The organism is Arcobacter sp. CECT 8983 (genome assembly GCF_004118855.1).
In the GTDB taxonomy this organism is placed as follows: domain Bacteria; phylum Campylobacterota; class Campylobacteria; order Campylobacterales; family Arcobacteraceae; genus Halarcobacter.
In genome coordinates this window covers 39,043-51,227 of record NZ_PDKF01000008.1, presented here as the reverse complement: position 1 = coordinate 51,227, position 12,185 = coordinate 39,043, and the positions used below count along the sequence as shown (strand labels likewise).

Sequence of the window (12,185 nt, the reverse complement as noted above, 5' to 3'; positions counted from 1 at the left end):
TTATTCGCCTACTTTTTCATACTCTTTTACTTCATCATTTTCATTTAAAAATCTAATTCCAGAAAGAACAATTTTTGAAACATTTTCAAGTCCATTTAAAATTTCAACAGAATCATCGTGTAATTTACCAAGTTCAACTTTTACCTTTTGAACTCTATTGTTTTTGTCTATTTTCCAAACATAAGAAAAGTTTGAATCATCTGTAAAAATGGCTTTATATGGAATATACATAGAGTTTTTACCCTTATTTTTAGCAATAACTCTTACCTTTGCAGTCATTCCTGGAAGTATAGTTAAATTTTTTGGTGGCGTTATTTGTAAACTTGCTTCATAAGTTCTTGTTACTTCTTCAGCAGTTGTTGAAATATCAATTAGTTTTGCATCTATCTTTTTATCAATATTTGGAAGATAAACATAAAAATCTACAACTGTAGATATAAATTCTAAAGTTAGTTCCCCATCAAGTTTTAAAATATCTGTTTCTGGAACAAAAAAGTTTACTTTGTAAAATGAATTATCTTGCAGTCTTGCTATTGGTTGTTTGGCGGTAACTCTTTCATAATCATCAATTAGTTTTTTTGCTAATACTCCATCAAACTCTGCAATTAGTTTTGTCTCTTCAAGATTTTTTTTTGCAATCTGGAAGGCGGCTTTATTTATATCAAGATTTTGTTTTTGCTTTTCAAGTTCTACTTTTGCAACTGATCTAGAAGAAAAAAGTTTTTTATATCTTTTATAATCATGTAAAGCTTGAGTATAATTTGCTTTAGCTCTATTATAATCTGCTATATATATCTCATCATCTAGTTTGGCTATTAAAGAACCTTTTTTTACTTTTTGTCCTTCTTTATAATTGAATTCAACTATTTTTCCTGATAATTCAAAGGCTAATGTTGAATCTTGAAATGCCTCTATTTGTGCAGGATACTCAAAACTAATTTTATAACTTCCAGCTTCTTCAAGATTATATATTTTGACAACTTTAGGAAATTTCTCTTCTAGCTGTTCTTCTTTTTTTTCACCACATCCTATTATAAAAATTGATAGAAAAACAAAAGCAATTATTTTTTTTATATTCATTATAACCCCTATTTATAAATTGTACTTAATATTATTTTTATTATATATTAATTGTCAACAAATTAACTATTTTGATTAATATCAATTTTTTTATAAATAAATAGTGATAAAATTATATGAATAACTATTCAGTTAAAGGACAAAATGATGAAAATAATATCTCAAATATGTATTGGATTACTTTTATTAGGAAGTAGTTTATTTGCAGCAGGAAAACTACACAAGGGTGAGATTCTAGAGTTACAAAACTCTGGAGCATACATCTATATTAAATTAAAAAAACAAAATGAAGAGATTTGGGCAGCAATACCAAAAACTAATGTAAAAGTTGGAGATAAAGTAACACTTAAAGAGTCAACATGGATGACAAATTTTAAAAGTAAGACTTTAGATAAAACTTTTGATAAAGTTCTTTTTGGTGAAATTGAAGGTCAAAAAAAAGCTATTCATGGAGTTGATAATGTACATGGAATTCATGGTCAAGCATCAAAAAAGCCTAATCCAAAGTTTAATAATATTACTATTTCAAAAGAAAAAGCTATTAAAACTGATATTTCAACTATTTATAAAAATGCACAAAAGTTTAAAAATAAAAACGTAATAGTTCAAGGAGAAGTAATTCAAGTATCAAATAAAGTTATGGGAAATACTTGGATCAAAATCCAAAACAATGATAATGCAATTATCTTTAGGTCAACAAATGAAGATGAAAAAGTAAAAAAAGGTGACAAAATAAAAGTTACAGGAACTATTAATACAGATGTAGATTATGGATATGGCTTTAAATATAAAGTTATTGGAGTAAATGCAAAAGTTGAAAAAATCTAATTTCCCAAGATAGGTTTAAAACCTATCTTGGATAAAAGCAATTGTTTATGTCAATTGTTATTCCATTTATGTACTCTGGACAATCTGTTGCTAACCAAAAAATTGCAGCAGCTACTTCTTCTGGTTCGGCAAATCTATTTGTTACAACAGCAGCTTTAAAAGCAGCTTTTCTTGCTTCATCATTATCTTTTTGCATATCAGTTTCAGCAGCACTTGGAGCAACACAATTTACAGTGATACCATCACTTCCTAAAAGCTTTGCATAAATTTTTGTAGCATTTATAAGCCCTGCTTTTGCAATACCATACCAAACATCAGGATGACCTATTTGTCCTGCAATTGAAGCTGTATTTACAATTCTTCCATAACCTTTTTTCTTCATACCTTCACTAAATAGATTCATAAGCTCAACAGGAGCATGTAAATCAACATTCATAATATGTTCTTTTGCTTCTTTTGGATAGTTATTATAAGTATATTTTGGTTGCATATATCCTGCATTGTTTATTAGAATATCAATGTCCCCTACTTCTTTAGCTAAAGTAACTAAACCATCAACATCAGATAAATCGTACTCTATAGTTTTTACTTTTTCATTATCTTTATATGGAAAATTATCATAACTTCTAGCTATTGTAATAATTTCATAATCAAGTTCTAAAAACTTTTCAACAACTTTTATTCCTATTCCTTTATTTCCACCAGTTACTAATACTCTTTTAAACATACTTTATCCTTGTATAATTATTTCTTTAAATCAAAAATAGATATTATTAAAACCATAGCTTACTATAAAATAAATTTAGGAGTTCTTTATGCAAAAACTTATTTTTATATTTTTCTTTTTTATTCATTCTTATGCAATAAACCCTATAATGTTACCTCTTAAAGGTGTAAAAGTAGAGCATACTTACTCAAATGGTAAAAAAGAAAACTATATAATTGAAAGACAATCTTACAAAGAGTGTTTAAATCTAGCAGTAAATGTGGAAACTTTTCAAAGTGAAAACTTAGCTTCTTCAAAAGTTCATAAAAAGTGTAAAAAGACTTTTATTACAACAAAAGGAACTATTCAACCACTTCAAATACATAAAGATATAAAAACATTTGCAGAACTAGAAGTATTAGAATTTATTGAAAATAAATCCAATAAAGACCCTAAAAATTATATATTAGTAGATAGTAGAACAAAAGATTGGTTTGATAAAGGAACAATTCCTAGTGCAGTAAATATTCCATATGATGAGTTAGTTTATGATGAAGATTTTGAGATAGAATATGAAAGAGCCTATGAACTTTTAGGAGTAAAAATAGTTGACAAAAATAAATATGACTTTACTAAAGCAAAAACTGCACTATTTTTTTGTAATGGTTCATGGTGTGCCCAATCACCAAGGGCTATAAAAACACTTATAAAAATAGGATTTCCAAAGGAAAAAATTCTTTGGTACAGAGGAGGAGTGGCTTCTTGGGTAGGGGTTTCCCTACCACTTACAAAACAGATGAAATAACTTTAGTTTTGACCAAACATCTCTTTAAAAGCTCTTGCTATTTCTTCATTTGAAGCTGGTTTTTTTATTTGTTCTTCTTGAATTGGAGCTTTGTTTAAAAGATCTTTTAAAATAGAGTCTTTTAACTTTTCTTCTAGTTTTTCTTTTATTTTATTTTTTATTTTATCTTTTACAAACTTACTTGTATCTACACGAACTTTAGGATTAGCTAAATTTCCTGTAACTTTTGTATCAAAATCATATTTTTTGATTTTTGTTTTTACTATTGCATTAATTGTATTTGTTTTTGTATTTAAGGTACTATTTGGAACTTTTATCGTTGTATATTTACTTTCCATATTTACAATAGTATTAATTATGTCTTTATTTATTTTACTATCAATATCTACTGTTTTGTAAATCTCTTTTGTAATATCAAACTTTGCAAAAGTATTAATAATATTTGAGAATTCATTTTGAATAAATTGTCCGTTTATTAAACTTCCTTTGATATTACCAATTTTTGAAGTTGTATTATAATTTAGATCAATATTTGATTTAGAAGTAAAAATTTCAGGATAATAAAGCATATGAGTTAGATCTTTAATTTCCACTCCATCTATTTTAGCTGTAAAGTTATCATTTACTAGATTAAAGTTAATATCTCCTCCAAACAGTTTTGATTGACCATCTACTTTTAATTCATCTTTAGCTTGTCTTATATTCCCATTTAAAGATACACTACCTCTCATCTTTTGAGCAGTTACATCTTCTAGTTTTCTAAGGTCAGAAACAGTTAATAAATAATCACTTGTAAACACTAAATCTTTTAAATTATAAACTGCTTCTTTCATATCAATATTTGCTAAAGAACTATTTACATCAATAATAGAACTTGCTAAATTTTCATTTAATGAAGTATCAATTACTGCATTAAAATCTATTTTATCTTTTAATTTTTGTTCAAACTCTTTATTAACAATACTATTATTTACTAAACCATTTACTACTTTTGTAATAACTTTTCCATCTAAATTATTTAAGTCAGCATTTTTGATATTTGCATCAATACTTAAAAGACCAGTTGCAAATTTTGGTTGATCTACTAAATTTAAAACATATGCTAGTTGGGCATCGTTCATATTCAGGATAACACTTTTGGGTTTATTGTTTTTTGTAGTTACTTTATATGTAGTATTTGATTTAAAAATATCAGTAGTACCTGATAAGTCTAAATTATTATTTTCAAACTTAACATCACCAATAGCAGTAAAGTTACCATTTAATCTTTGATTAATTAAAGGTTCTAACTTTGATAAACTTTTAACAAATAGTTTATAATCACTTACTAAAGAATTCTCTTTTAGATTATAATCAGCTTTTTTGATATCTAAACTTGCAACTGAACTATCAAAAGCAACTTGGGAAGAAGCTACTTCACTTGAAAGTTGAGTATGTGTATTTACATTAAAAAGTATAGGTTCAAAACTCTTTTTATTATTTTTTGCTTGAATAGCTAAAGTATTTAGAACACCCTTTTTAATAGAAGTATTTATCATTCCATCTAAATTGTTTATATCTGCATTTTTAATTGCAGCATCTACATTTAAAATACCTGTTGCATATTTTGGTTGATTTAGCATATATAATAATTTTTCAATATTTATATTTGTCATCTCTACTAAGATTTTTTTAGGTTTAAAATCTTCAAGTTTTACGTCATACTCTGTTTTACCAGAAGCTATTAAACTTTGACCTATAATTTCAGCAAGAGACTCATTTCCTCTTACTATACCTTTTGTAGAAAAAGAACCATTTAATTTTTGTTTTGTAATATTTTGAAGTTTTGAAAGATCATTTATATTTATATTATAATTTACATTTATTGTTTTTGAAAAAAGATTTAATGCACCAAAAACATTTATTTCAGAATTATCATCAATAGTTGCTTTAAACACAATTTTATCTAGTGTTAAAACAAAGTTATTTACTTTTAGATTTACATTTTTTTGTCCTTCATTTACCTTATTTTCGATAATTGAAGCAACTAAAGAGTTACCAGGACTTGTAAATAATACTCCATATATTGTAGCTATTATTAAAACTATAATAAGAGTAAGAGAAAAAAAGAGTTTCTTCATATTTATTTCCTTTTATATTAAAGCCATATTATACTGCAATCAAATTGAACTTTTTATTATTTTATTTTTTTTAATTTTTTTTATTAAAAATTTGTTCTTATAATATAACTTTAAAGTTCATTGAGATAAAATCTTGCCAATCAAAGTGATAAGTAGGGAGAATCATGGCATTTATGTTATGGTCGCTTTATCTTTATGATAAGGTTACGCAATCCGAACGGACTTTGAAAAAAAATATATTATAAGGAATCTAGAATGAAAAAAATCGTTCTTTTAATGCTAGCTATTGCTGGTGCTGCATTTGCTGCTGATGGCGCAGTTGCTAACGAAACTTTAAAAGCTTACTCTGTAGTTGCTGCAGGTATTGGTCTTGGTCTTGCTGCACTTGGTGGTGCTATCGGTATGGGTAACACTGCTGCTGCGACTATTGCTGGTACTGCTAGAAACCCAGGTTTAGGTGGAAAATTAATGACTACTATGTTCATTGCATTAGCGATGATCGAAGCACAAGTTATTTATGCATTAGTTATTGCGATGATCGCATTATATGCAAATCCATTTTTAGGGTAATTTATAAAACTACAGATTTTATAAAACTTCTAATAAAAAAAGGTCAAAGTATTAAACTTTGACCTTTTTTTTTACTTAATTTTTCCTAAATACAAAAAAGACTCCAAATTGCTACTTTTAAATGATATATTTTCAAAATGAATACTTAAGATTAAGGAGCATTATGAAAAAAAGTAGTATAAAAGCTAAGATTTTAGTTTTATTATTGATTTCAATAACAATTTCATTTGTTATTTTAGGTGTAAATAGTTTAACTACTGAATATAATATTCAATTTGAAAACTTAAAACAAAAAGAGATAGATATTTCAAAACAGAGTTCTAATTATATTGAAGGATATTTGCAATCTAGAATAAATATTCTAAAAGCTGTTGCAGATGAACTTCCCCAAGACATTGATGAACTTACTATAGATAATAAAAATATTGAAGATAAACTAAGACTTGCTTCAAAATCTGGTAATTTTGTTGCTGTATATGTAGGATATGAAGAAAATGGAAATTTCTTGATGTCAGATGGAACTAAAAGAACACCTCAAACAACTGATTATGATTCTAGAAAAAGAGATTGGTATACTCAAGCAGTTGAAATGAAAACAGGAGGGGTAACTCCACCTTATGTTGATTTTACTACAAAAAAATTAGTTGTATCAGTATTTTATCCATTAGTAAGAGAAGATAAGTTAGTTGGGGTAGTTAGCTCTGATATCTTTATTGATACTATTGTAAATACAATTTTAAATATAAAATTTAAAAATACAGGTTTTGCATATTTAGTTGATGAAGAAGGGAAGATTCTTATTCATAAAGATAAAAAAGTATTAGATAAACAAAGTACTGTTTATAATGACATAAAAAATGAAGAAAATAAATTTGGAGAAGCTATATACCAAGATAAAAAAGTATTAGCATCTTTTAGTAAAATCCCTTCTGCAAACTGGTACACCCTTGTTCAACTTGATAAAGAAGAGATTATTGATGAAATCATAGGAAATATTATAAAAGATGTGATTTTATATACTATTTTACTGGTGGTTATTCTTTTAATTTTATTTTTAGCAATGACAAAACTTTTAGCTCCCCTAAAAGATGTTGAAGATGGACTTGAGTTCTTCTTCAAATATTTAAAAGGTGAAGAAAATGTTGCAAAAGAGTTAAATATAAAAACTAATGATGAATTTGGAAATATGGGAAGAGTAATTGATGCAGAGATAAAACAAATTTCAAAAGGTTTAGATGAAGATAGAGCTTTAATTGAAGAAGTAAAATCAGTAGTAAATCATATAAATGATGGAAAACTTGATATATTAGTAAAAACAAATACCTCAAATAAAGCACTAAATGAGTTAAAAGATATTTTAAATGAAATGATTGAAAAAATAAATGCAAATGTAAATAGTGATATTAATCCTATTTTAAAAGTATTAGAAGAGTATTCAAAACTTGACTTTACTAATTTAATTGATAACCCAGACGGAAAAGTATCAAGAGGTCTAAATAACTTATGCTCTATTATTACCCAAATGTTAAAAGAGAATAAAATAAACGGTATTGAACTTGATAGTAACTCAAAAACATTACTACAAAATGTTGATAAATTAAATAGATCTTCTAATGAAACTGCTGTTTCACTAGAAGAGACTGCTGCGTCAATTGAAGAGATTACAAGTACAATTATAAACAACACAAATAGAATTTCAGATATGTCTAATCATTCAGATGAACTAAGAAAATCTATTGTAGAAGGTAATAACTTAGCAAACTCTACAGTACAATCAATGGATGAGATTAATGAACAAACACAATCTATAGCAGAAGCAATTACAGTAATCGATCAAATTGCTTTTCAAACAAATATTCTTTCATTAAATGCAGCAGTTGAAGCAGCAACAGCAGGAGAAGCTGGAAAAGGTTTTGCAGTTGTTGCAGCTGAAGTTAGAAACCTTGCAACTAGAAGTGCAGAAGCGGCAAGAGAAATAAAAACATTAGTTGAAAATGCCACAGAAAAGACAAATAATGGCAAGAAAATTGCTGACCATATGATTAAAGGATATGAAAAGCTAAATGAAAACATAGAAGAAACAACAAAAGCTATCAAAGATATATCTGATGCTTCAAAAGAGCAAAAGACAAGTATTGAACAAATTAATGATGTAATCAATAAACTTGACCAACAAACACAAAATAATGCTTCTGTAGCATCTCAAACTCATGATATAGCTAAAAATACTTCTGATTTAGCAAACAAGATTCTTGATAACGTACATAATAAAAAATTTAGGGAGTAAGCCTTTGGCTTCTCTTTAAATACACCATCCTCTCACATAATAAAGTATATGTAATTAAGAAAATTTATAAGATGAAAAAGCTATAATTTCACTTCTTTAAAAAGCGACCGTGGTGAAATTGGTAGACACGCCATCTTGAGGGGGTGGTGCCTTCGGGTGTACGAGTTCAAATCTCGTCGGTCGCACCATAAATAATCAAATCTTTTTATATATTAATTTTTATATATTTGAATTTGATTTCTTCCTTCTTCTTTTGCTTTATATAAAGCTTTGTCAGCAAGATTGAATGCTTCTTTAAAGTTTCTTGATTCATGGGGATAAAGATTTACACCAATAGAAACAGTTATACTAATAGTTTCTCCACGAGTATTTCTAAATTTTTTTCTTTGAATATTTTTATGAATTCTTTTTATCACACTAAGACTTTTTATGTCATGGCTTTGCTGTTTTTTAGTTAAAATAATAAACTCTTCTCCACCATACCTAATTACAATATCTTCTTTAGAACGAATAGAACTAAGAATTGTTTTCCCAACTTCTTTTAAAACTAGATCTCCAGCATCATGCCCAAAAGTATCATTGACATTTTTAAAATGATCAATATCTATTGCAACTAAAATATATTCTTCAAGGTTTATTTTATTTTCATTTTCTTGCAAATAGTTTCTATTATAAACATTTGTAAGTTTATCAACATAAGCAGTTTTCTTAACCATATAATATTTAATTGTTTGAATAAGTAAGATTAAAATAAAAATCACTACTACAATATTAATTGAGATAACAATATCTTTTACCAAAGTAATCACTTCGTTTACATCTTTTGTTTTTTCTATAGAAAAATCAATTACAAGTAAAAGTTCTACATTATCATTTTTTAATATTGGTTCTAAATACGTAATTGAGAGCTGATGAAGTAAAGGCTGCTTAAGAAGTACAGGCTTTTTTGTTTTATAAACCTCAAACCAAGCTTCACTTTCTACATCAAACTTTTGATTTAAAAATGCTTTTTGTTCATCTGGTGCCCCATCTGCTAAAAATCTAAAAACATTTTTTTTATCTTTATAAAGTAAATAAGCATATTTTATATTTTCAGTTAAAAGTACAGATAATTTATTTTCCAAATTAATCTGTGTCATCTTTGACTTTTTTATTGTTTCAATATAATTTTCACTACCTTCTAAATTGTTTTCAATAGAGTTTGCTGTATTTTTTATAATTCCAATAATATCAGCAGTAACTACTTCTAAAACTTTTTTTTCAAATCTTTCTTCAAACTTAGTAAGTCCAGAAAGCAAAAGAAAAAGTGATATTGAGACAAATATTGAAATAAATATCAAAAAAAATCTGTTAAATAAAAGTCCTTTTGTTTTCACTTTAAGTCCTCAATATATCGTTCATACTCTTTTGGCAAAATAATAGCTTTTTGAGTCAATCTACTTTTTACTAAAACAATATTTGGTCTACTTTTACTCCAAAAAAATGCACCTATAAAACTATGATTTGACAATAATTGTCTATAATTATTTGTTAAAACAAAAAGTTTTTTATTTTTCTCACATTGAAAAGATTTACTATATTTAACAAAAACAAAATTTGCTTTTTCACAAGTATTTACTAATCTTACTTCTGAAGAATAAACCTTACTATCTAAAGGTTTCATATTTGGGATATATAGATGTACAGGATTTGTTTTTAAAATATCCCTTGCTATTTTTAAAACAATTTTTGCCTCTAATTCTGTATCTTTTTTATATTCATCTAAAAGATATGTATAGTTGTTTGCACTTAAAGAAACAACTAAAAAAGTGGCTATAAATATTTTCTTAATCAAAATAGCCACCTTATAGCAAATGATACTTTTCTTTCATAATCATTTAATGCTATATTTTCACTATTTAATCCCCTTAAAGAAAAAGAACTAGCGGAAAATAGTGAAGCAGTTGGTTCATTTAAAAGGTTTTCACCTTTTAAACTGAAACTTAAATTTTTGGTATGATGATATGTAAATCCAAGGTTTAAATTATAACTATCATCAACCTCTACTCCTAAATATTCATATGAGTTTTTATATACTAAAGAAGTAAAATAATCTATATTTTGATATTTTCCTAGATACTTAGCATATCCACCTCTATTTGAATTAGTATAATTTCTATTTAAATTACTTGTAAAATAGTTTAATTTTAATTTATTGTTTTTGTCAAACTTGTATTCATACTCAAAAATCAAGCCACTTGTTTTTATTTGATCTTCTATATTAATAAATCCAACAGGAGTAAGATAGGCAAAATCATCTACTTTTACTTTATGATAATCAATATTAAATTTTGAGTCTCCTAAAGTAAGAACTCCCTCAATATTAAAATACTTATATTTTTGTGTTTTTATAGTTGAAAGTTTTTTATCTTTAAAGTCTATATTATAAAAAGTTGGAGGAGTATAACTGCTAGTATAAAAAGATTTAAAACCTAAATAATCAGTAGGTAAATAAATAGCCCCTACTCTATATAAACTTTCAGTTTTATCATCTACAGAATAACCTTCTCTATTGTATTTATCAATCTTATAGTTTCCTATTAGATGAAGATTGTCAAAAAGTTCATAATCCTCTTGAAACATAAAAGAGTAAATTTTTTCTTCATCATAATCATTATACTTGCCAATATTTTTATTTAAATTTGTTTCTCTTTCTTTTACAGTATATTTTTTATCTTTTAAACTTATTGCAGTAAAGATTTCATGTTTACCAAGTCTAAACTTTTTTGATAAAGAAGCATTAATCTTTTCTAACTTTATATCTTCTTTAAAATAATTTGTACTAAGAAATGGATTTGTCAAGTCCACATTTGGAACAATAAATAAACCATTATCATTTTCTTCTTCATATCTAAAATTATTTATATCATAAGAAAGTGTTGCTTTTAAAGAATTATCCCTTAAAAAAGAGGTACTAGCATTAATAAAAAAGTTATCTGACTTTAACTCACCATCATCTGGTGTAAAATCAGAAGAATATCCAGTATAGATATCTTTTTTTATTTTTGAGTATCCCATATCAATATTTATTCGTTGAGAGTTTAAGTTTATAAAAAAGTATTGAGAGTTTAGATTATTTTTTAATTGATTATTATTAAAATTTTTATATGAATCATTATTGTTATTTGTAAAGTGTAATAAATAACTCCAACCATTTTCTAAAATAGCAGAGTGAGTAAAACTTTGAGTATTTGTATTTTTATTTGACTGAACAGTTTGTATTTCACTTCCATTTTCTCTTTGAGCACTTTTAGTATAAACTCTTATAAACTGAACTCCTGTTTCATTTCCTAATGTAAAAGAGCCTTCTCCATAATAAACTTCAATATGATCAATCATAGATACAGGCATTTGAAGCCAAGTTAAAGAAGGAGATTGATTATAAATAGAACTTACTTCATGGTCATTTATATATAATCTAAAAAATCCTGTTACATCAGTTTTACTTCCAGAAAGTGAAATAGTATTTAAACCAAACCTATTAATATTAGAATTACTTGAAGGAATATCTTTTAACACGTCAGATAAATTGTTATACTGCATAAACTCCAGTTCTTCTTTTGTATAAACAATTACATAACCCATTTTTTCATTTAATGTTTCAAGTGAGTTTTTTGATGAGCTTTCATACTCTTTTAATAAAAAATCAAGTTTTTGAGAAAAAACTAAAGTAGTAAGAAAAATAACAAATAAGAAAACTTTCATAAAACCTCACATACACATATTTACAATATAATTATTTTACCTAAA

General features: G+C 26.0%; 10 protein-coding genes and 1 tRNA gene. 5 read left to right on the top strand and 6 right to left on the bottom strand.

What is annotated here, in order from left to right; genetic code table 11:
• Complete coding sequence (locus tag CRV01_RS09185) at window positions 1-1,080, bottom strand: efflux RND transporter periplasmic adaptor subunit (protein ID WP_129007907.1); 1,080 nt, start codon at window positions 1,078-1,080, stop codon at window positions 1-3.
• 147 nt (window positions 1,081-1,227) lie between these two features.
• On the opposite strand from CRV01_RS09185, the gene CRV01_RS09180 reads away from it, so the two are divergent.
• Window positions 1,228-1,908 (top strand): hypothetical protein, encoded by a 681-nt coding sequence (locus CRV01_RS09180; protein ID WP_129007906.1) that lies wholly within the window; start codon window positions 1,228-1,230, stop codon window positions 1,906-1,908.
• Between the two features lie 22 nt (window positions 1,909-1,930).
• Here the strand turns inward: CRV01_RS09180 and CRV01_RS09175 are convergent, their stop codons facing one another.
• Complete coding sequence (locus CRV01_RS09175) at window positions 1,931-2,635, bottom strand: SDR family NAD(P)-dependent oxidoreductase (RefSeq protein WP_129007905.1); 705 nt, start codon at window positions 2,633-2,635, stop codon at window positions 1,931-1,933.
• Between the two features lie 88 nt (window positions 2,636-2,723).
• On the opposite strand from CRV01_RS09175, the gene CRV01_RS09170 reads away from it, so the two are divergent.
• Window positions 2,724-3,419 carry a rhodanese-like domain-containing protein gene (locus CRV01_RS09170; RefSeq protein WP_129007904.1) on the top strand — a complete coding sequence of 232 codons (696 nt, stop codon included), beginning with the start codon at window positions 2,724-2,726 and terminating at the stop codon, window positions 3,417-3,419.
• 2 nt (window positions 3,420-3,421) lie between these two features.
• On the opposite strand, the gene CRV01_RS09165 is transcribed toward CRV01_RS09170, so the two are convergent.
• On the bottom strand, window positions 3,422-5,539 hold the full coding sequence (locus tag CRV01_RS09165) for a hypothetical protein (RefSeq protein ID WP_129007903.1): 2,118 nt from the start codon (window positions 5,537-5,539) through the stop codon (window positions 3,422-3,424).
• A gap of 255 nt (window positions 5,540-5,794) precedes the next feature.
• Here CRV01_RS09165 and CRV01_RS09160 point away from each other — a divergent pair, with 255 nt between their 5' ends.
• The 3 genes from CRV01_RS09160 to CRV01_RS09150 all read left to right on the top strand — a co-directional run bounded on the left by CRV01_RS09160 (window position 5,795) and on the right by CRV01_RS09150 (window position 8,584).
• On the top strand, window positions 5,795-6,109 hold the full coding sequence (locus CRV01_RS09160) for a F0F1 ATP synthase subunit C (RefSeq protein WP_079579822.1): 315 nt from the start codon (window positions 5,795-5,797) through the stop codon (window positions 6,107-6,109).
• A 163-nt stretch (window positions 6,110-6,272) separates the two neighbouring features.
• The gene (locus CRV01_RS09155; RefSeq protein ID WP_129007902.1) at window positions 6,273-8,396 is read left to right on the top strand and encodes a methyl-accepting chemotaxis protein; all 2,124 of its coding nucleotides are present in this window, start codon (window positions 6,273-6,275) and stop codon (window positions 8,394-8,396) included.
• Window positions 8,397-8,499: 103 nt separating this feature from the next.
• Window positions 8,500-8,584, top strand: a tRNA-Leu gene (locus tag CRV01_RS09150).
• A 24-nt stretch (window positions 8,585-8,608) separates the two neighbouring features.
• Here the strand turns inward: CRV01_RS09150 and CRV01_RS09145 are convergent.
• From CRV01_RS09145 to CRV01_RS09135, 3 genes are read right to left on the bottom strand one after another with little or no spacing between them, the layout of a single operon-like run.
• Window positions 8,609-9,772, bottom strand: coding sequence for a GGDEF domain-containing protein (locus tag CRV01_RS09145; protein WP_129007901.1), 1,164 nt, complete (start codon window positions 9,770-9,772; stop codon window positions 8,609-8,611).
• The gene (locus CRV01_RS09140; RefSeq protein ID WP_258238378.1) at window positions 9,769-10,230 is read right to left on the bottom strand and encodes a hypothetical protein; all 462 of its coding nucleotides are present in this window, start codon (window positions 10,228-10,230) and stop codon (window positions 9,769-9,771) included. Before CRV01_RS09140 ends, CRV01_RS09145 begins: the two co-directional genes overlap by 4 nt.
• The gene (locus CRV01_RS09135) at window positions 10,227-12,140 is read right to left on the bottom strand and encodes a TonB-dependent siderophore receptor (protein WP_129007900.1); all 1,914 of its coding nucleotides are present in this window, start codon (window positions 12,138-12,140) and stop codon (window positions 10,227-10,229) included. The genes CRV01_RS09140 and CRV01_RS09135 overlap by 4 nt, the downstream gene beginning before the upstream one ends.
• Between the last annotated feature and the right edge of the window lie 45 nt (window positions 12,141-12,185).

What these genes read in the sequence shown, in the direction of transcription:
- CRV01_RS09180 (WP_129007906.1), top strand. Translation starts at nt 1,228, where the DNA reads ATGAAAATAATATCTCAAATATGTATTGGATTACTTTTATTAGGAAGT.
- CRV01_RS09170 (WP_129007904.1), top strand. Translation starts at nt 2,724, where the DNA reads ATGCAAAAACTTATTTTTATATTTTTCTTTTTTATTCATTCTTATGCA.
- CRV01_RS09160 (WP_079579822.1), top strand. Translation starts at nt 5,795, where the DNA reads ATGAAAAAAATCGTTCTTTTAATGCTAGCTATTGCTGGTGCTGCATTT.
- CRV01_RS09185 (WP_129007907.1), bottom strand. Translation starts at nt 1,080, where the DNA reads ATGAATATAAAAAAAATAATTGCTTTTGTTTTTCTATCAATTTTTATA.
- CRV01_RS09165 (WP_129007903.1), bottom strand. Translation starts at nt 5,539, where the DNA reads ATGAAGAAACTCTTTTTTTCTCTTACTCTTATTATAGTTTTAATAATA.
- CRV01_RS09135 (WP_129007900.1), bottom strand. Translation starts at nt 12,140, where the DNA reads ATGAAAGTTTTCTTATTTGTTATTTTTCTTACTACTTTAGTTTTTTCT.
- CRV01_RS09175 (WP_129007905.1), bottom strand. Translation starts at nt 2,635, where the DNA reads ATGTTTAAAAGAGTATTAGTAACTGGTGGAAATAAAGGAATAGGAATA.
- CRV01_RS09155 (WP_129007902.1), top strand. Translation starts at nt 6,273, where the DNA reads ATGAAAAAAAGTAGTATAAAAGCTAAGATTTTAGTTTTATTATTGATT.